Genomic DNA, 21402 nt, shown 5'->3' with positions numbered 1-21402 from the left:
GTCCCATACTTTAAATTTTACTTTAAAGTGGTGCACTTGATCTTACAATTAAGCAATTCTTCTTTTTAGGAGAATTTTTTATTTCTTTTTACACAAAAATTAATTTTAATTATATAATATAACTAATGGAGTAAATATATGAAAAACAAATTAATTTTTTTAAGTAATATTTTAGTGTCAACAATTCCTTTTTCTTTCGTTTCTTGTGTAAAAATTTTTAATTCTGAAAATGAAGAAAAGTCAAAAAACAAAGAATATAATGATGAAGATGCTTTAGAGTTTTCAAAATTATTAATAAAATATCAAGAAGATAATAATATTAAAAGAATAAAAGATTATCATTTTATGACTAATCTTATAAATTATAAATCTATTAATTACAACAAAAGAGAAGCTTATGAAGTTATAAAAAATAATTACAAGATAATTTATTCTTTTAATGAGTTACAAGAAAGTTTTTTAAACTTTTTCAACAAATCCTTTTGAGAAAATTTATACAATCAAAATCCAGAATTAGATAAAAATAATTATCATAGTTTGAGTGAAGAAAAAATTCAAGAAATAAATAAAAAAGAATTTGAAAAATATTATTTAGATGGGCAAGATGCAGAAAAATTTTTTGAAAATAATAATTTAATTTTGTCACAATCGTGGTATCCCCGTATTGAATTATGATGAAATTTATATTATTTAATTCCCTTTTTTGAAAACAAAAATGATTATTTTGTCTTTAAAAGAATAAAAGTAAGTGATTTGAATTATCCGCAAATATCCACCGATAATATTAAGTATTATTTTGATTCGCAATTAGATATTTTAAAAACAAATAAAAATAAAAAAGTTGAAATAATAAATACCCCCATTGCTGAAAAAGAAGCAGAAAGATTATTTGAATTTCTTAAGAAAAAATACGATGTAAATAATGAAGAAAAAGAAAATTCATAGGATATTATGTTCAATGTTTTTTAAACTTGTTCAAAATAAAATAAATTTTTAATATGATATAATATTAATATAAAAATAAAAAAGGAGAAATAATATGAAAAATAAATTCAAATATCTTTTTGCTACTTCTACTTTAGTGGGTTCAGCAATTATCTTTGGATTAAGTAATTCAAAACAAATATTAGTAACAGAAAATAACTGATATAAAACTTTTAAAAATGAAAAATTAGTTTTACGAAAAAATTCTTTAAATAAATTAAATAATGAAAATAAAGAAATTATATTTAACAATAATTTTGAATTCAAATTACTTTTAAATTATGATATGAGTGATTATGACAAATATGACGAAGATTTTTTTGAAATAAAAAATAAGCAATTTATAGAAAAAATTAAATTACTGAAATATAATTTTCACAGTTTTAAAATTAGTTCAATAATGCCTGTTGTTTGATTTTATTTTAACAATGAAGATGAAAGAGAAAATTTTGTAAAAATGATTATTAATGAAGAAGAAATATATTCTGCTATTCTTTTTGAAAATAATCATAATTCAAAACTTAAAAATACTTACACAAAAAACAAAACAATCGAAGATTATTATTATAAAATTGATCGTAAATTTGAAAATAATAATCATAAATTTATTAACTTTGAAAAACAAAAAGAAAGAGAAAACAAAAGAAATTATCATAATATCGGAAAAATAGGTATTTTAGAAACAAAAGGTAAGTTAAATTTGGAAGAAATGCACTATTTTGAAAAAAATGGTTTTGAGATTTTTGTTCCTGAAAATAATCAAATTCTAGATTCTCATCACGCACATGAAGTAACTGCAATAGCATCAGGTTCTGAAGGAGTAGATAGATATTCAAAATTATTTTTTAGTACTTTTTATACAAATGCAGAATGACAAAAATCAATTGAATGATTAGTAAAAAATAATGTAAAAATTATTAACCACAGCTATGGTTCAATAAATGATTTACTAGATTCAAAATATGATGAAAATAATTTCTTTTTAGACTACATTTCCAGAAAATATGGTGTAGTAAATGTTTTTTCTTCAGGAAATGGAAATGAAAATAGAGATACATCAAATGAATGAATTAACGGAAATAAAATATCTATAAATAATATAGTAGTAGGCGCTTTAGATTATGATTATTGAAACAAAACATCTACTGATGAAATTGCACCTTATTCAAATTATATGGTTTTGAATAAATACAAAGATTATACTAAACCTAATATAACCGCCCCTGGTTATTTATATAGTAGAAAAAATATGATGAAAAATGGTACTTTTTATGATTCTGAATATATTCATAATGGTACAAGTTTTGCTGCACCACTAGTTAGTGGAATGATATCAACTCTTCTAAGAGAAAAAAGGTTTTTAGATACTGATTCAGTAAGAGTGCAAGCTATAAAAGCTATAATTGGTGCTTCAGGTAGAAAACCAAAAGTTTCTGATTTAGAATACAAAAATAATGGATATAGTTTAAAATATGGTTCAGGAATAGCAGATTTTGAAAAAATGTTAGAAGCAGCAGATAATCTTGTAACAAAAAGTATTACAAAAAATGATAAAGATTTTGTTCTTTATTCAAAAGAATTTTATGTGGAAAAAAATAAACTCATAAAAGGTGCTAGTTCTTGATTATTTAATGCTGGAATTTTAAAAAATAGAGAAAATAAACCACAATATAATCCACATGTTAACTGATGATGACTTTTAGGTTTTGCTGGTGGATTAATTTCAAACGGTATTGAAGCAACAAGAATCAAAATAGAAACAGAAGAATGAAATAAAACACATATAGATGAAGGAAGACTAAAACTAGAAACTACTCTTTCTAAACAAAATGATTCTCTCTTCTCAGATTATGATTTAATTTTAGAAAAAAAATCCTCAGATGGAAATTGAGTCAAAATAAAATCTATTATATCAAATTCATCATCAGATGAACTTCTTGAATACCAAACTCAAAGCGAAGGAGTATATAGATTTAAAATTAAAAAATATAGTGATAGATTGTTTGATAATTCAATTGATGATGCTCTTGCTTTAACTTATACAATTCAATAATATGAAAAACAAATTAGTTTATTTAAATACTGTTTTAGTTTCAACAATTCCTTTTTCTTTTGTTTCTTGTGTAAAAATTTTTGATTCTGAAAATGAAGAAATTAAAGAAGAAAAACAATATAGAATGCAAGATATTTATGAGTTTGGAAATTTGTTGAGTCAATATCAAGAAAATAATAATATAAAGAAAATTGAAGATCCGCATTTTATGATAAATTTAGAAAAATATAAACATTTTAATTATCAAAAAAAACCTTATGAAAAGCAAGCTTATCAAATTATAAAAAATGGTTATAAAATAATTTATTCTTTTAATGAATTACAAGAAAGTTTTTTAAACTTTTTCAACAAATCCTTTTGAGAAAATTTATACAATCAAAATCCAGAATTAGATAAAAATAATTATCATAGTTTGAGTGAAGAAAAAATTCAAGAAATAAATAAAAAAGAATTTGAAAAGCACTATTTAAACGGTGTAAGTTCAGAAGAATTTTTTGCAAATAATAATTTAATTTTGTCACAACCTTGATACTGAGGAATGTCTAGCGGTATTTATTATTCATACTTAATTCCTTTTTTTGAAAATCATACAAATAAACTTATCTTAAAAAAAGTTGAAGCAATGGATTTACCAATTAAAACAATAGATCTTGCAAATAGTACTTACTTCAAATCAATATTAGAAATTTTAAAAATAAATAAAAATCAAAAAGTTGAAATAATAGATACTCCCATTGATGAAAAAGAAGCAGAAAGATTATTTGAATTTCTTAAGAAAAAATACGATGTAAATAATGGAGAAAAAGAAAATTCATAGGACTTTAGGTTCTATGTTTTTTTCAAATTAGTATTAATTTACACAAAAAACAAATTTTTACAAAGGAAAATTGCTTTTTTTAGTAAAATTTTATTGCAAACATTTGTTTGTAGTTTCCTGACTGGGATAATTACCCAACCGGATGTAAAAGCCATCGTACTCATAGAGCATGATCGGGCGGAATTCCCGAGCCGACAGTAAAGTCTGAAGATAGTTATTACTAAATGTTATACTTTTTAATTTCAGTGAAACTTAATTTTTGAAAAGAGGAAAAAATGAAACATAAATTAGATTATTATGCTGCTAATTATTTTTTTAAAGCAAAGCAAATTATCGAAAAATTTAACCCGAATTCAATTGTTACTTTACAGTTCTTTCAAAGACATGATAATTCAATTTTAGGTGGAATGAACGAAGCTTTAGAATTGCTAAAAAATAATACAGATACTTCTAAATATTCTATAAAATATTTACCCGAAGGTTCAATTATAAATAATAAAGAAGTTGTTCTTGAACTAGAAGGAGAATATAAATATTTTGGAATTTATGAAGGAATAATTGATGGAGTTTTAGCAAGAAGTACATCTATTGCTACTAATGCAAAAAGATGTATGGAAGCAGCACCAACAAAAGAAATTGTCTTTATGGGAGATCGTTCAGACCATTATTCTAATCAAGAAAGAGATGGAATAGCTGTTGAACTTGCTGGTATAACTTCTCACTCCACCAATGCAGGAGCGAGAGGTAAAGAAGAAGTGGTTTTTGGTTCAATTCCACATGCATTAATACAGAATTTTAACGGGAATTTAGTTGAAGTAATGAAATATTACTATGAACTTTTTCCAGACGAACCATTAATAGCACTTGTTGATTTTCACAACGATGTTATTAGTGATTCTTTAGCAGTTTTAAAAGAATTTAAAGAAAAACTTTTTAGTGTAAGAGTTGATACTTCAAAAGCTGTTAGAGATAAAATGTTTAAAAATAATGAAAATGAATTTGGAGTTACTCCAAATCAAATTAAAAACTTAAGAAAAGCACTAGATGAAAATGGTGGAAAACATGTAAAAATAATTGTTTCTTCTGGTTTTGATCCTGAAAGAATTGCAATGTTTGAAAAAGAAAATACACCAGTTGATTCTTATGGAGTAGGTGAATTTATGCTAACCATAAATAATACTTTCAGTGCTGATGCAACTAAAATCAATGGAAAATTATTAGCTAAAGAAGGAAGAAAATACTCCGAAAATCCAAGGTTAATAAAATTTAATTAAATATATGAATAAGAAAATAGTTTTAAATTCTTTAGGTTATGATTCTAACTTATATATTTATCAAGATAAAAATATGTTTAATTATTCAGTTGATACAATATTATTAGGTAATTTCATAACTATAAATAGAAAAGTTAAAAATATTCTTGAAATAGGAACAAATAATGCTGCATTATCTATTTTTATTTCTGAAAGAGATGAAAATATACTAATAGATGCTCTAGAAATTCAAGAAAAAGCACTAAATTTAGCTAAAAAAAATGTTGTTCACAATAAAAAAGAAAAACAAATTAATTTAATTTTGAATGATTTTAATCTTTTTTATAAAGAACACAATAAAAATCAATTACAAAAATATGATGCAATAGTTTGCAATCCGCCTTTTTATAAAATAGACAAAAATACGCAAAAAATAAAGATAAATGAAGAATTACTGATTGCAACACATGAAATAAAATTAAACTTAGAACAAATTATTTTAGGAAGTTCCAAAATAATTAAAGAAAAAGGGTATTTAAGTTTTGTTTTACCTATAGAGAGACTTGTGGATTGTTTTGAATTATTGAGAAAATACAAATTCGAACCAAAAAGAGTTCAATTTGTATTACCAAGAGAAAATGAAAATCCTAAATTTGCTTTAATTGAATCTAGATTTCAATCTGGTTGGGGGACTTTTTTTGAAAAAAACATTTATTTACATATTAACGATAAAAGCAAACATGAATACAGAGATGAAGTTAAAGAACTTTATAAACCAATAAAAACAAGGAGATAAAATGAAAAAAACATTTTTTATTACAACGCCTATTTATTATCCTTCGGGGAATCTTCATATAGGACATTTATATACAACTACTCTTGCATGAGTTTTTGCAAACTACAAGAAAAATAGAAAATATGATGTAAAAATGTTGACTGGTTCAGATGAACATGGATTAAAAATACAACAAAAATCAAAAGAAAATAATCTAGAACCACAAAAATACGTTGATATGCAAGTTCAAAAATTTAAAGATCTTTGAGAATTAGCACAAATTGACTATGATTATTTTTCTAGAACCACAAACACAAATCATAAGGAAGTTGTTTTAAATGTATTTAATTCTTTACTTTCTAAAGGAATTATTTATAAAGATAAATATAAAGGTTTATACTCTGTTAGTTCCGAAGAATTTTTAACTATTACACAAGCTAAAGAAAAAAACGGTAAATTAGTTCATCCAGTTAGTGAAGATGAGTTAGTTGAAGTTGAAGAAGAATCTTATTTTTTTAAAATGTCTCAATTTCAAGAATGATTACTTGAATATTGAAAAAACAATGAAAACTTTATTTTTCCAAAACAAATAATAAAAGAATTAGAAAATAATTTCTTAGAAAAAGGATTAGAAGATCTCTCTGTTACAAGAATTTCTTTTGATTGAGGAATAAAACTACAAAACGATCCAAAACACGTCATTTACGTTTGATTAGATGCTTTATTTAATTATGTAAGTGCTCTTAATTTTAGTTTAAAAAATGATTCTGATTTTAAGAAATATTGAGAAAATGGAGATGAAATCGTTCATATAGTAGGTAAAGAAATAACAAGGTTTCACTGTATTTACTGACCAATTATGTTAAAATCAATGGATTTAAAACTACCTACCACAATTTTAAGTCATGGTCTTATTAGAGATGCTAATGGTATTAAAATGTCCAAAAGTTTAAACAACGTAGTTGATCCTATTGAATTAATTAACAAATATGGAGCAGAACCAGTAAAATACTACTTATCTACACAAATTATTATGGGACATGATGCTAATTTTGATGAAGAACAATTCAAAAATGTTTACAACTCTCATTTAGCTAATAATTTTGGAAATTTATTATCAAGAACAATCGCAATGATTCACCAATCTTTTAATGTACCATTAAAATATAAAAAAGAACAACTAACAGACTTAGAACAAGAAATTTTTTCTGAAATACTTAATACCAAAAAAGAATTTTGCAATGAAATGGACTCTTTTAAAATTGATAAAGCTTATAAAGAAGTTTTTAATCTATCAAAAAAATTAAATGGTTATATTGATTTAACTCTTCCATGAACTTTAAAAGATAATAAAGAAAGATTGGAAGTTGTTTTAAATACTCTTTTAAACGGAATTTATGCTATAACTTGCTTTATGTCTTCTATTTTAAAAAACAAAGCGAATTTAGCTCTTCAACAATTAAATATTGAGTCAATTGATTTTGATAATATAGGAAAATGAGAACTTTTTGATAATACACTAACTCAAAAAGGTGAAATACTTTTTGAAAGAATTAAATAATAAATTCTATAAAATTTTTATATTTGGTTAAAACTAAATTGGCATATATTAATGAATTTGGAACTATTTTCAAATTACTATTTTGAGATAAACGAACATTAAAAACATTGTTTTTAATGTTTTTTATTTCCTTTATAAATAAAAGCGTTTCTTTATCTTCATCTTTTAAATAAGGTTTTTTTACTATAATATAACTACTTTTTTTAATAGATAAAAAAGTGTTTGTATCTATCTCAAAATTTAATTCTTTCTTATTATTTACTGTAATAGAAATAGGAATTTGCTCATTTTCTTTTATATTTGTTATTAAAAATATAGAAATAATAAATATAAAAAATAAAAGTATAGATAAAAATATTATTAAATTATTTTTCTTTGTCAAGATCAAAAATCTCACTTTCATTTAAATATTTGTTAGAATGAGAAACTTCTATAAAAATTGCTTCTTTTTGAAAATTTAAAATTATTTTCTTTAAAATTTCAAAATTTTCCATTGATATATTTTCAAAAGCTTCATCCAATAAAATCAAATCGAATTCTTGACACAAAAGCTGTAAGATAGATATTATTTGTTTTTGTCCTTCTGAAAAATTAACCCAATTTTCCTTTATTTCTGTTTTTAAATCTATTTGTCATTTAATAAATAATTTATCCAATTCATAAAAACTATAATTGTTTAGAAAAGTATCAACTTTTTGTGGATTATATTTAGTAATATAACCAAATACATCTATACTAGATGAAAAACTTTCCTTATTAATATAAATTATCTTTTTTCTTAATTCACTTTTATCAAAATGTAAAATTGGTAAATTATTTATTTTAAAATTTGATTCTAAATCTAAGTTTAAAATTTTCAATAAAGTAGATTTTCCTGAACCATTTTGCCCTTTTAAAATTAAATTATTATTGATTTCTAAATTATTAATTTTTAATATTGATTTAATATTATTAGGTTTATAATCTATATTTTCAAGTTGAATAGACTTTATTTTTTCAATTAAATGAGTACCATTTTTTTCTTTTTCAATAAATAAAATGAATTTTAATAAATCATACTCTTCTAAAAAAATTGGATAATACACTATTAAATCTGAAATACTATTCAAGGGATTTACAAAAGCAGCAAAAAAAGTTATAAATAAAATCATATCACCGAGTTTGAATTCCCCTTTTATAACAAATAAAGCACAAATAAAAGTTAGTATTATTGGTAAAAACTCAATTAAAAATTTTTGGAAATTTTTAAAAATAAAATTAATTTTTCATAAGTGAAAATCTTTTTCTTTCAGTTTTTTATATTTGCTTTCAAAATCTTTATTAATCATTTTGTAAAAATCTTCTTTTTTTAGTTTATCAAAATTTGTAATTACTTTATAATAACTAGAATTTAATGAAGCATTGCTTTTTAAAATATCATTATATTTTGAATTAACTACTTTTTTCTCTATAAAGGAAAACATAAAGAAAATAAAACCTATTAAGAAAGTTATCAAGAATAATTTTCAATTTAAAAACAAAATAATGAAAAATGCAAAGATAAAAGTAGAAATTTCGGAAACTAATGTAAAAGCAAAGTTGGATATAAAAGAAGCAAAACTTGGTATTATATTAAATCTCTTTATATAGTCTGAAGTATCTAATTTAAATAATTGTGAGTTTTGAGCACTTTTAAGAGAAAAAATAAAATTTTTCATAACGTTTTCTTCTATAACCATCTGCAAATTTTTTAAAAATAAGCTTTTTAAGATGTTTTGCAAAAATCTAAATAACAAAATTCAACCAAAAACAATAGTTAACTTAATCAAAATGCTAATATTATTAAAATAAATTGCTTTATTTATAACGTTTTTTAAAAAGAAAGAACTAGAAAAAGTAAGGATTGAACAAACTATAATTAACAAAAAAATAGTAATACTTTTTTCGTTTCAAATATACAAAAATAAAGGATTTTTCTGTTTAATTGCTTTTGTTTTAGGATCAAAAATTTTTTCTGTTGTAAGAATTATATTTACAAATATTTTTTTAAAAAATTCAATTTCTATTTTTCTTTTACCTACAAGCGGATCTAGTAAATAAACAAAATTTTTATCTATTTTTAAAAAGATTACATAGTGATTTAACTCGCCTTCGTTTATTAAAATAATAGAAGGTTTCTCTGATTTTAAATTTGAAAGTGCTTCAAAATCAATATGAAATGCTTCTAATTTTATTCCGTGTTTTTCTGAAAGTGTTTGCAGATTTTTTATCACTATTCCATCTTGATTATAAAAGGTTTCTTTTTTTAAATCAGATAAATTTATCCATTTTGAGTGGTAATAATGATAAAGTGATTGCAAAACTACTAGTCCACAGTCCTTTATATCTTCTTGTTTCCTTATTTTCATATTTAATATTTCCAAAAAAGAAGATTTATACTTCAAAAAGGAAAAAATTAGGAAAAATAGGTATTTTTTCTCAGATAACAATGTGTTATAATTATTAATTATGTTAATAAATAAAAGTCAAAAAAATATAAATGTATCTTTAGATCATACACAAAAAAAATTAAAAAATAGAATGGTGTTTTACTCTCTATTATGACTAACTTTTGGATTAGCAGTTATATTTTTACTTTCCTATGCAACAATTGCTATAGAAGCAGTAAAAACAGCTTATTTAAATTTAATATTTAGATTAGCTGTTTCTAATCTTTACTGATTAATTCACTTAGTCATAATTTTAGTATGTTTTGCATTAATAAGTTATCTAGCTCGCAATAGTGAAACGAAAAATATATTTTTATTAGTTGCAGCTTATATTGTTACTATACTACTTCAATCATTTTGAATACCTATCATTATTTTACAAGTAGTCAACACAGAACAAGCTAATGCAATTTCATATATATTATTAGCTATGTTAATTCCTACTTTATCAATTGCGGTTTTTGGATTTTTAGGATATTTCAATATAATTGATTTTTCTAAATGAAGAATATTTGTTTATATTGGTATTGTTATGATGTTAGTTTTATCTATAATTACTTGATTTATTTCTAGCAACGTTATTATTACAGTAATTTCAGTAATAAGTATAGCTGTTTCTTGAATTTTAATAGGATTCAACTTTAACATAATTCAAAGAGAAGCTTCAATTATCATTTCTACAAATTTTGACGAACAAGAAATAAAATCAATAATGTTAAAAAGATCTTTACTTTTTGGTTTAAACCTACTTTTATCATTTATAAGAATCTTTTTGGACATGTTGTTTATACTTAGACGTTAAAAAGAAATATCGACTAGATATTTCTTTTTTTATTCTAAAACAACTATTTTTCCTTTATAAAAGTTATTTTTTATCAAATAATTTTAAATAATTTCCATAACCTTCTTTTTCCATTTCATATTTAGGGATAAAACGTAAAGATGCTGAATTAATGCAATATCTTAATCCGCCTTTATCTTTAGGCCCATCAGTAAAAACATGTCCTAAATGAGAATTAGCATTTTTACTTTTTACTTCTACTCTAATCATATTGTGAGAAAAATCATTGTGTTCAGTAATGATATCTTCTTCAATAGGTTTGGAAAATGCAGGTCAACCACAACCAGAATCATATTTATCATCAGATTTAAATAAAGGAGTCCCATCTACTATATCCACATAAATACCTTCTTCAAAATGCTTATCATATTTATTTGTAAATGGTCTTTCAGTATAACCTTCTTGTGTAACTTTATATTCAAGATCACTTAATTCTTTTAATCTTTTTTCTTTATCTATTTTTTCCATTGTTCCTTCTTTCTTTTTTTATTATAGAACAAAAATGTTCAATATATACAAAAAATATTGTTAAAATACTATTTTTGAAATTTTCTTAAATTTCACACCAAGAAAGGTATATAATGAAAATATAAAAATAAAAGGGAGATTCTTTTCAAATGAAATTAAAACAAATTCATCTATTTAGTTTATATTCAATTATATTTAAATTAACTTTTGTGATTTGTTTCATATTATCTTTTTTATCTTTATTTGACAAAATTAGCACAAGAATTATTACTTTAATATTTTTATTTTTTACTTGATTTTATTGTTTTGTAGTCATGGTATTTTTATTTTTTTATCAGTGATTATGAATTTCTAAAATGAATAAAAAAGTAAATAAATTCTTGTTTTCTTTATTTCCTTTAATATTTTATATAAAAAACAAAAATAATATTGATTTTGAATTTGATAAAAAATGAAATATTAAAAAATATATACAAAACTTTTTTATCTTCTTTGGTTTGCTCTTTTTAATAATTGTTATTCTTTTTGCAATAGGAACTTTTTTGCCAAATCCTGTAAAAAAAGATGATATTTATTTATCAGGAATATTAGGTTCTTTAATACCTATGAGTATAATTTTAATAATTATTGTACCGGTTGAATTATTAAATCATAAACAAATTAAAAGATAATTAATTAGTCAAAAAATTTCCATTTATGCTTTTGTAAGTATAAATGGAAATTTTATCTCCTCTTTCCCAGTTAATAGCAAAAATTTAAAAAATCAACCATTTTTTGATTGATTTTATTGTTTTTCATTTTTCTTTATACTATTTTTGTTATTATAAAATATTTTAATTTTCTGATAAACCATCAATTTTTGCAATCGCCTTAATTGAATCTTTTTCTCTTAAAGAAATAATTTTAACACCTTTTGTATTTCTAGAAGTCTCTGCAATTTGAGAAAGGGATGTTCTGATAGCAATTCCTTGTTTTGTTAAAATAAGAATTTCTTCGTTTCCTTTAACATTTCCAATATAAGTTAATTTCCCTGCTTTTTCACTATTAATAGTTCTTACACCTTTAGCACCACGAGCAGTGATTCTATACTCATCAATTAAAGTTTTTTTACCAAAACCTAATTCACCAAGAGCTAAAATATATTGTCCTTCAGCAGTTGTTGAAGCACCTACTACTTCATCATCTTGTTCAAGTTTTATTGCTCTAACTCCTTCAGACTGTCTTCCTGTGCTTCTTAATTCATCACTTAAGAAACGAACAACATTTCCATTTGATGCTCCAATAATGATTTCTTCACCATCTTTAACAACAAATGCTCTTTTTAGTTCATCTCCTTCTTTTAGACCAAGTGCAATTTTTCCATTTGCATTAATTCTTTCATAGTTACTAATTTCTGTTTTTTTAATAATTCCTTTTTTAGAAACTGTTACTAAATAAGTACCTGAATTATATTCATTAATAGATAACATTGAAATTACTTTTTCATCCTTTTGAATTCCTATTAAATTAATGAAAGGAATTCCTTTACCTTGTTTGCTTTGTTCTGGTATTTGATATGATCTTAATCTATAAACTTTTGCCAAACTTGTAAATATTAATAAATCAGTATGTGTATTAGTAATTAAAATAGAACTTAAGTTGTCATCTTCATAAGTAGAAGCAGTGTTTGAACCAACTCCACCTCTATTTTGTGTCTTGTATTCATCGATATTTATTCTTTTTACATAACCATTATTTGTTAATGTTATAGCAACATCTTGAGATGGAATTAAATCTTCATCTTGAATAGTTCCTACTTCTGTTGCAGTAATTTCGGTTCTTCTTTCATCAGCAAAATTTTCTTTTACTTCCTGTAATTCTGAAACAATTAAGTTAATTAATTTTTCTTTTGAATCTAATATTTCTTTAAGTTCTTTAATTTTTTGATATAACTCTTCCATTTCATTAACTAGTTTTTCAACAGCTAAACCAGTTAATCTGCTTAATCTCATTTCAATAATAGCTTTGGTTTGAATTTGAGTTAAATTAAATCTTGCAGCGAGTTTTTCTTGTGCTTCTGCATCGGATTTAGATGATTTAATAATTTTAATTACTTCATCAATATTTTCAATAGCTATTTTCAATCCTTCTAAAACATGAACTCTTTCTTCTGCTTTTTTAAGGTCAAATTGCAATCTTCTAGTGAATACATCAATTTGATGCTCTAAATAAACTTCTAATGCTTCTTTAAGATTTAAAAGTTTTGGTTCTCCTTTCACTAAAGCAATCATATTAATAGAATAACTAACTTGTAAAGATGTATATTTAAAAAGATTATTAAGTACTACTTCAGGGATAAATCCTTTTTTAATATCGAAAACAACTCTTATTCCTTCTCTTGACGTTTCATCTCTAATATCAGAAATTCCATCAAGTTTTTTTTCTTTAATTAATTGAACAATTTTTTCAATTAATATAGGTTTTTTGATTTCATAAGGGATTTCATAAACTATTATTTTACTTTTTCCATTTTTTAATTCTTCAATTTTTGCTTTTGATCTTAAAATAAAGGAACCTCTACCAGTTTCATAAGCTTTAGTAATACCACTTTGTCCTAAAATCATAGCTCCTGTTGGAAAATCTGGTCCTTTTATATGTTGCATTAATTCATCAATTGAAATTTCTGGATTTTTAGCTAAAGCAATAGTGGCATCAATAACCTCTCCTAAATTGTGTGGTGGTATAGTTGTTGCCATCCCTACTGCAATACCAGTAACACCAGAAACTAATAGGTTTGGAATTTTAGAAGGAAGAATTGTTGGTTCACTTTCAGAACCGTCATAGTTAGGCATAAAATCTACTGTATCTTTTTTAATGCTTTCTACCATTAAAGAAGCAATTTTAGACATTCTTGCTTCTGTATAACGCATCGCAGCTGCTGCATCTCCATCAATAGAACCAAAGTTACCATGCCCGTCAATTAATGGATATCTTAATGAGAAATCTTGAGCCATACGAACCATTGAATCATACACAGAAGAATCACCGTGTGGGTGATATTTACCTAAAACATCACCAACAATTCTAGCTGATTTTTTATGTGCAACACTATGGGTAATACCAAGTTCGCTCATACCGTAAAGAATTCTTCTGTGAACTGGTTTTAAACCATCACGAGCATCTGGAAGAGCACGAGAAACAATAACAGACATTGCGTATTCAAGAAATGAATTTCTCATTTCATCTGAAATAGGTTTAGGAATTATTCCACCTGCTTCATTTTCTATAATTTGAGAAGAAACCACATATTCTTCTTTATCTTGTGGTGCTACTTCCTCTTCATCACTTTCTTCTGCTGTTTCTTCTTTAAAAACAGTTTCCATTTCTTCGTCATCTAGAATATATTTTTCTTTTTCATCTTTATCATCAAAAAACATATTACCTCACTTACTTTAATAATCTTTTTAAATAATTTTTATTTAAATTATAGCAAAAAAATGCATTTTTTCATTTTATTGCTCTTTTTTCTATACTAATTTTTATATTTTAGTATCATTAATTTATCAATAAAAAATAAGGAGAAAATATGAAAAAAGAAGTTTTTATAGCAGGTGGATGTTTTTGAGGAGTAGAAGCTTATTTTTCAAGAATTAAAGGTGTTATTCAATCTGAATCTTATTATATAAATGGAGACTTTGAAGGAGTAACTTATAAAGAAGTTTGTTCTGGTTCAAAGCATGCTGAAGCAGTTAGAGTTATTTATGATGATGAACAAATAGATGAAAAAACTATATGAGAATTATATTTAAATATTATTGATCCTTACTCTCTAAATAAGCAAGGAAATGACAAAGGAACACAATATAGAGTTGGAATTTATTCAAATGATCCAATTGTTTTACAAATATTTGAAGATTTAAATAAAGAATTTATTAATAAAGAAAATAAAGAAAATTACATTGAATTTGATAAAGTTTATGACAAAACAAAAGCTGAAGAATATCATCAAAAATATCTTGAAAAAAATCCTTTGGGTTATTGTCATATTAATCTTTATTCTATTCCAGAAAAATTACTAAAAGATGAATACAAAAATAAATAATTTTATTTATTAAATAATATTATTAAAAATCAAAAATACAGGAAATTCCTGTATTTTCATTTATTTTTTTTAATTTGAAGATTCATTTAAATCAAAAGTTTGTGTATATACTTTATTGGTTGAATCCCCTTCTATTTTATATTTAAAAGTTAGTATTTTAGTACTTGCATCATATACAGCATCATTTGTAATGGAAGGAAATTTATTAACATTGTCAAAGTTTCCTTTTAATTCTGAAACTCTTTTAATTTGTGATAGATTTAATCCTTCTTTTGCAACAAAAATTTTGTTATCTTCTCTTCTGTTTCCACCAAGGATTCCTATAAAATTGCTACTTGAATAATATTGAAGACCTTTGAAAGAAGGATTTGTTAAACTTGATAATTTATTTAAAAATCTAGATTTTCAATCGTCAAAAGCTGGAACTAAAGCATTTTCATACATATTTTGATCTATTGAGTTATTTTCTGAAGGTTCTTCAGAATCTGAATTTTTAGGATTTGTTGGTTCTGTTACTGCTGGTTCACTTTGTCCTTGTTCTCCACTATTATCTGATGGGGTTTGTGGATTTTCGCCTTGCGTAGGTTCTGGAGAATTACCTTGACTTTGTAAATTTTGATCATTTTTTGAAGTTGCAGGTTCTTCTGAATTTTGAGTTGATGATTTTGAATCAGGATTTTCATTATTTGGATTTTTATTTGTAGTTACTGCAGTTGTAGTTTTTTCATCATCTATATTTGTTTTATTTTCTGGTTCTTTATTTTCATCAACAGGTTTATTAAATATAATAGTTTGTGAATATTCTTTATTAGTTTCATCATCTCTTACTTTATATTTGAAAATTAAAGTAGAAGTTGCTTCATCTCAAGAAGCATCACGATATCTTTTGATTTCTTTAGGATTGCTTGGAATTATAACTTGTCTAATTTTCTCTATATCCAAACCTTCTCTTGTAACAAAAATTTCATTATCAGTTCATCCAAGACCAATTAATCCAAAGAATTTATTTGTTGCATAATATTGAATTCCTGTAAAACCATATTTCTTTAAATTTTTAAATCAATTGATTTGTGAATTTTCATTTTTAAATACTAAAGCATTACTGTAATCAATATTTACTTTTTGAGTTTGTTTAACAGGGTTTGCTTGTGTAGTTGGGGTGGTTGGAGAAGGTGTTGTAGTAACTGATATAACATTCTTTTCTTCTTTTTTTGATTCTTGTGCATTACAAGAAATAAAAGTTATTGAACTTAAGGTTGTTATTCCTAATGGTAATAATTTTTTAAATAAATTCTTTTTCATAATTCCTCTTTTCTTTATTTTTCTGTATATTTGTATTTTTTAGGGTAAAAAAACATAGAATTTTTGTTATTCTAAAATTCTATGTTTTAGAAGATTATTCTTCATCTGCTTTAATAGCACGTTTTTTAATAATTACATCTGCAATTTGTTTTGGTGTTACTTCATAGTGATCAAATTGCATTTGATATGTTCCACGACCTGAAGTCATAGATCTTAATTGAGTTGAGTAACCAAACATTTCTGATAATGGAACATCTGCTCTAATAATGTTTGCTCCATCACTTCTTGTTTCTTGCTCTTTAACTTGACCTCTTCTACGAGATAAGTCTCCCATAACATCTCCTGAATAATCTGCAGGAACAACAACAGAAACGTCCATAATTGGTTCTAATAAAACAGTACCAATAGCATCTTTTGCTTTTGTTAAAGCTTTAGAAGCTGCTATTTTATATGCCATTTCTGATGAATCGACATCATGGTATGAACCATCAAATAAAGTAGCTTTAATATCTATCATTGGATAACCTGCTAAAATACCAGCAGCCATTTTATCTTCAAGTCCTTTTTGAATTGATTTAATATATTCTTTAGGAATTTTTCCACCAACAATTTTATCTATAAATTCAAAACCACCATCTGGATTTGGTTCAAATTTAATTCAAACATGTCCATATTGCCCTTTTCCACCAGATTGCTTGATGTGCTTTCCTTCAACTTCTGATGACTTAGTGATTGTTTCACGGTAAGAAACTTGAGGTGCTCCAACTGTTGCTTCAACACCAAATTCTCTTTTTAGACGATCAACAATAATATCTAGATGTAATTCACCCATTCCGGCAATAATAGTTTGTCCTGTTTCATCATCAGTTCATGTTCTAAAGGTTGGATCTTCGTTTGCAAGTTTTTGTAATCCAATTGATAATTTTTCTGTTGCAGCTTTAGAAGCTGGTTCTAATGCTTGTGAAATAACTGGTTCTGGGAATACCATTTTTTCTAAAACAAAATGTTTGGCTTTTTCAGAAATTAAAGTATCACCTGTAACTGTATCTTTTAGACCTACAGCAGCACCAATATCTCCTGCTCTTACTTCATCAATTTCTTCTCTGGAGTTAGCGTGCATTTCTAAAATACGTCCAACTCTTTCTTTTTTATCTTTAGTTGAGTTATATACGTATGAGCCTTTTTGTAAAACTCCTGAATAAACTCTAAAGAATGTTAAAGTTCCAACAAATGGGTCATTCATAATTTTGAATGCTAATGCTGAAAAATCATAATCATCTGAAGCTGGAACTTCAACAACTTCATCACCTATATATCCTTTAATAGCAGGTACATCTAAAGGTGAAGGTAAATAATCAACAACTGCATCGATCATTTTTTTAACACCTTTATTTTTAAATGATGTTCCACAAACTACAGGGAAAAATTCTGAAGTTAATGTTGCTTTTCTAATTGCTTGTTTTAATCTATCAGCTGAAATTTCTTCACCTTCTAAAGCAAGCATCATTATTTCTTCATCAAAATCTGCTACTGCTTCTACTAATTCTGCTCTCATTTTTTTAGCTTTATCTAATAAATGAACTGGAACTTCGATTTCTTTAGCAATTTCTTCTTTTTCTCCATCGTATTCAAATGCTTTCATTTCTACAAGGTCAATTAATCCTTTATAGTCATTTTCAGCACCAATATTTAATTGGATAGCAACCGCGTTACCTCCAAGTCTTTCTTTAACTGAACGGATTGAAGCTTCAAAATCAGCTCCTGCTTTATCCATTTTGTTAACATAAACAATTCTTGGAACTTTATAATTTGTTGCTTGTCTTCAAACTGTTTCTGTTTGTGGTTCTACTCCTGATTGAGCATCTAAAACCGCAACAGCACCATCTAATACTCTAAGTGAACGTTCAACTTCAACAGTGAAGTCAACGTGTCCTGGTGTATCGATAATGTTAATTCTTTTATCTTTTCAAAAAGCTGTTGTAGCAGCAGAGGTAATTGTAATCCCTCTTTCTTTTTCTTGTTCCATTCAGTCCATTTGTGAACCACCATCATGAGTTTCACCAATTTTGTGGATTTTTCCTGTATGGAATAAAATTCTTTCTGTTGTTGTGGTTTTACCTGCATCAATGTGAGCCATTATACCGATGTTACGATAATCTTTAAGGTCAAATTTTCTTGCCATAATTATCATCTAAAATGTGCAAATGCTTTATTTGCTTCTGCCATTTTATGTGTATCCTCTTTTTTCTTAATTGCTCCACCGGTGTTGTTTGATGCATCGATAATTTCGTTTGCAAGTCTTAAGTCCATTGTTTTTTCTGCTCTTAATCTTGAATAATTAATTAATCATCTTAATGATAAAGTTTGTTTTCTTCTTGCAGAAACTTCCATTGGAACTTGGTAGTTTGTTCCCCCAACTCTTCTTGATCTAATTTCTAATTGAGGTGTTATGTTATTGATAGCTTGTTGGAAAACTTCTAAAGGATCTTTTCCTGTTTTTTCCTTAACAATATCAAAAGCTGAATATAAAATAGTTTGCGCTGTTGATTTTTTTCCGTCTAACATAATTGCATTTACTAATTTTGTAACTAATTTAGAGTTAAAAATTGGATCAGCTAATACATCACGAATAGGCGCTTGTTTTCTTCTTGACATTTTTTCTCCTATATTTTTTATATTATAAAATTATTATTTTTTAGGTTTTTTTGCACCATATTTAGATCTAGCTTGATTTCTTTTATTAACACCAGCTGTATCTTGTGTTCCTCTAACGATATGGTATCTAACCCCTGGTAAATCTTTAACTTTTCCACCACGAATTAAAACTACAGAGTGTTCTTGTAAGTTGTGTCCTTCTCCTGGTATATAAGCTGTAACTTCCATTCCGTTTGATAATTTAACCCTTGCATATTTTCTTAATGCTGAGTTAGGTTTTTTAGGTGTCATTGTTGCAACCCTTGTACAAACTCCACGTTTAAAAGGTGAAGGTAATTTTGTTTCTTTTTTATGTAAAGAGTTGTAACCAACTATTAGTGCAGGAGCTTTTGTTTTTCTTACTTTATTAACACGTCCTTGACTAACTAATTGTGCTATTGTTGGCATTGTCTTTCCTTTCAATTTTTAAATTTTAATTTATATATTCACAAACTTAATTATTCATAAACATTATTATTAATAATAATTAAGTGTATAAATTATATAACAACTTAGCCGAGTGTATCGAAAAAAATTATTTTTTTTATAGTACTGTTGTTATATTAAAAAAATAAGACAACGAGTGTCTTATTTAATAAATATTTCTTTTGCTTGTTTTAGTATTTTATCTAAATTATTTTGAGCTTCAGTTTTATTTTTTTCTAATGAAAAAATGTAAAGTTTTATTTTAGGTTCTGTTCCTGAAGGACGCAATGCTGCTCAAGAATTATTTTCAAAAAATATTTGAACCATATTTTCAACAATATTATTATAACCTTTTCGATAATCAATAATTTTTGAAACTTTCAAACTAAAATTTATTTTTAAAAATGATTCTAAATAAGAGTTTATTTTTGATGGTTCCATTGAATTCAATTCTATTGAAACTACCTTGCTAAAAATAAATCCATATTTTTTATAAATATTATTTAACTCTTCTAAAAAGGAAATATTTCTTTTTTTAGATAAAATATTTAATATTAAAATTAATGATTGAAATGCATCTTTATCGAAAGAAATATCACTATTGATTAAAGATCCATAACTTTCTTCAAATGCAAAAATATGCGATTTTTCTTTATATTTATTTATTTCAGGACCTACTCATTTAAAACCTGTAGGAATAATTTGACTTTTAATATTGTGCTTATTAGCAATAATAGAAGGAAGGTTGCTTGACACAAATGAATAAATTAATAGATCGTTTTCTTTATAGTAATTTTCTTCTACTAAAAAATTGAAAATTATAGTTGCTAGTTCGTTACCAGTAAAATAATAAAATTCATTATTTGATAATTGTTCTACAAAACCAATTCTATCAGCATCAGGATCAGTTAAAATCCCATATTTAATTTTGTTTTTTTTCATTAAATCAATTAAATTAATATAAGCACTTTTTTCTTCCGGATTTGGATACGAAACAAAATTAAAGTGTTTGCTATTTTTCATTTCAGATTCTACTTTTAAAAATTTAACTGAAGTTTGTTTTTCAATCAATTTAATAACTTGAGAACCGGTTCCATGAAGTGGCGAATAAGCTATTTTAAGGTTATTATCAAACAAATTATTAGAAAAAATTCTTGATATCTCTTGAACATAAACAGGTAAATATTTATCTATACAAATTACTTTTTTATTAAAATTTATTTTTTTTGTATTTAAATTATTGTTGATTTTATTATATTTTTTAAAAAATGGAATCAATTTTTTAACTTCATCAGGAAGGATTTGAGCTCCAAATTTATTATAAATTTTAATACCATTATATTCTTTAGGATTATGAGAAGCTGTAATGTTAATACCACCTATTGCTTGTTTTTGTTTTATTAAAAAACTAACAATTGGGGTTGCAATTGGTTCTTTAGAAGTATAAACTTTTATACCATAATTTTTACTTAAAATTTGTGTTGCTAATTTTAGAAAGATAAATGATTTATTTCTATTATCTCTTCCGATAACAACTCCTTGTTGTTTTGCATTAGCAAAATTTTTTAGTAAATATCTTGCATATCCATCAATAATTCTATAAACGTGTTTAGTGTTTAGTTCACTTTCTTTATTTCCTAATTTACCACGTATACCTGCTGTTCCAAACTCTAACATAA

Annotated in this window: 18 protein-coding genes; 9 read left to right on the top strand and 9 right to left on the bottom strand. The window is 24.8% G+C overall.

The annotated features are described in order from the left end of the window. Positions 1 to 138 precede the first annotated feature (138 nt). From ACXX84_RS02390 to metG, 6 genes are all read left to right on the top strand, one after another. The gene (locus ACXX84_RS02390; RefSeq protein ID WP_458572839.1) at positions 139 to 945 is read left to right on the top strand and encodes a hypothetical protein; all 807 of its coding nucleotides are present in this window, start codon (positions 139 to 141) and stop codon (positions 943 to 945) included. A 94-nt stretch (positions 946 to 1039) separates the two neighbouring features. After that, positions 1040 to 3037, top strand: coding sequence for a S8 family serine peptidase (locus ACXX84_RS02385; protein WP_458559204.1), 1998 nt, complete (start codon positions 1040 to 1042; stop codon positions 3035 to 3037). Position 3038: 1 nt separating this feature from the next. Beyond that, positions 3039 to 3854 (top strand): hypothetical protein, encoded by an 816-nt coding sequence (locus tag ACXX84_RS02380; protein WP_458572838.1) that lies wholly within the window; start codon positions 3039 to 3041, stop codon positions 3852 to 3854. Positions 3855 to 4129: 275 nt separating this feature from the next. Then, the gene (locus ACXX84_RS02375) at positions 4130 to 5128 is read left to right on the top strand and encodes a nicotinate phosphoribosyltransferase (RefSeq protein ID WP_458572837.1); all 999 of its coding nucleotides are present in this window, start codon (positions 4130 to 4132) and stop codon (positions 5126 to 5128) included. Between the two features lie 4 nt (positions 5129 to 5132). Further along, entirely contained in the window at positions 5133 to 5903 is a 771-nt protein-coding gene (locus ACXX84_RS02370) for a tRNA1(Val) (adenine(37)-N6)-methyltransferase (RefSeq protein ID WP_458572836.1), read from the top strand. 1 nt (position 5904) lies between these two features. Continuing rightward, positions 5905 to 7443 (top strand): methionine--tRNA ligase, encoded by a 1539-nt coding sequence (gene metG / locus ACXX84_RS02365; RefSeq protein ID WP_436358921.1) that lies wholly within the window; start codon positions 5905 to 5907, stop codon positions 7441 to 7443. Here metG and ACXX84_RS02360 read toward each other — a convergent pair. Both ACXX84_RS02360 and ACXX84_RS02355 read right to left on the bottom strand, forming a co-directional pair. Further along, a complete protein-coding gene (locus ACXX84_RS02360) occupies positions 7436 to 7846 on the bottom strand; it encodes an MAG1140 family protein (RefSeq protein ID WP_436358920.1) in 411 nt (136 codons plus the stop codon). The genes metG and ACXX84_RS02360 overlap by 8 nt on opposite strands. Then, positions 7809 to 9830, bottom strand: a complete 2022-nt coding sequence (locus ACXX84_RS02355) for an Mbov_0121 family peptidase domain-containing ABC transporter (protein ID WP_458572835.1) — start codon at positions 9828 to 9830, stop codon at positions 7809 to 7811. The genes ACXX84_RS02360 and ACXX84_RS02355 overlap by 38 nt, the downstream gene beginning before the upstream one ends. Before the next feature lie 100 nt (positions 9831 to 9930). Between ACXX84_RS02355 and ACXX84_RS02350 the strand changes: the two genes are divergently transcribed. Then, positions 9931 to 10713: an MAG0110 family membrane protein gene (locus tag ACXX84_RS02350; protein WP_458572834.1), complete on the top strand. Its 783-nt coding sequence runs from the start codon at positions 9931 to 9933 to the stop codon at positions 10711 to 10713. 63 nt (positions 10714 to 10776) lie between these two features. Here ACXX84_RS02350 and msrB read toward each other — a convergent pair whose 3' ends face one another. Next, the gene (gene msrB, locus ACXX84_RS02345; protein WP_436358917.1) at positions 10777 to 11220 is read right to left on the bottom strand and encodes a peptide-methionine (R)-S-oxide reductase MsrB; all 444 of its coding nucleotides are present in this window, start codon (positions 11218 to 11220) and stop codon (positions 10777 to 10779) included. A gap of 149 nt (positions 11221 to 11369) precedes the next feature. Between msrB and ACXX84_RS02340 the strand changes: the two genes are divergently transcribed. Further along, positions 11370 to 11891 carry a hypothetical protein gene (locus ACXX84_RS02340; RefSeq protein ID WP_458572833.1) on the top strand — a complete coding sequence of 174 codons (522 nt, stop codon included), beginning with the start codon at positions 11370 to 11372 and terminating at the stop codon, positions 11889 to 11891. A gap of 162 nt (positions 11892 to 12053) precedes the next feature. On the opposite strand, the gene gyrA is transcribed toward ACXX84_RS02340, so the two are convergent. Next, complete coding sequence (gyrA, locus tag ACXX84_RS02335) at positions 12054 to 14636, bottom strand: DNA gyrase subunit A (RefSeq protein ID WP_458560446.1); 2583 nt, start codon at positions 14634 to 14636, stop codon at positions 12054 to 12056. Positions 14637 to 14785: 149 nt separating this feature from the next. On the opposite strand from gyrA, the gene msrA reads away from it, so the two are divergent. Continuing rightward, positions 14786 to 15301: a peptide-methionine (S)-S-oxide reductase MsrA gene (gene msrA, locus ACXX84_RS02330; protein WP_458557438.1), complete on the top strand. Its 516-nt coding sequence runs from the start codon at positions 14786 to 14788 to the stop codon at positions 15299 to 15301. A gap of 69 nt (positions 15302 to 15370) precedes the next feature. Here msrA and ACXX84_RS02325 read toward each other — a convergent pair whose 3' ends face one another. The 5 genes from ACXX84_RS02325 to ACXX84_RS02305 all read right to left on the bottom strand — a co-directional run bounded on the left by ACXX84_RS02325 (position 15371) and on the right by ACXX84_RS02305 (position 21400). Further along, a complete protein-coding gene (locus ACXX84_RS02325) occupies positions 15371 to 16603 on the bottom strand; it encodes a hypothetical protein (RefSeq protein WP_458557437.1) in 1233 nt (410 codons plus the stop codon). 94 nt (positions 16604 to 16697) lie between these two features. After that, positions 16698 to 18785, bottom strand: a complete 2088-nt coding sequence (gene fusA, locus ACXX84_RS02320; RefSeq protein ID WP_458560976.1) for an elongation factor G — start codon at positions 18783 to 18785, stop codon at positions 16698 to 16700. A 2-nt stretch (positions 18786 to 18787) separates the two neighbouring features. Continuing rightward, the gene (gene rpsG, locus ACXX84_RS02315) at positions 18788 to 19258 is read right to left on the bottom strand and encodes a 30S ribosomal protein S7 (protein ID WP_027123189.1); all 471 of its coding nucleotides are present in this window, start codon (positions 19256 to 19258) and stop codon (positions 18788 to 18790) included. 33 nt (positions 19259 to 19291) lie between these two features. After that, positions 19292 to 19705 (bottom strand): 30S ribosomal protein S12, encoded by a 414-nt coding sequence (gene rpsL / locus ACXX84_RS02310; RefSeq protein ID WP_436358576.1) that lies wholly within the window; start codon positions 19703 to 19705, stop codon positions 19292 to 19294. A gap of 180 nt (positions 19706 to 19885) precedes the next feature. Continuing rightward, complete coding sequence (locus ACXX84_RS02305) at positions 19886 to 21400, bottom strand: phospho-sugar mutase (protein ID WP_458572832.1); 1515 nt, start codon at positions 21398 to 21400, stop codon at positions 19886 to 19888. Between the last annotated feature and the right edge of the window lie 2 nt (positions 21401 to 21402).

This window comes from Mycoplasma sp. AC157 (assembly GCF_054343415.1).
The sequence above is the reverse complement of the archived record's forward strand: the minus strand, read 5'-3'. Positions and strand labels throughout refer to the sequence as shown.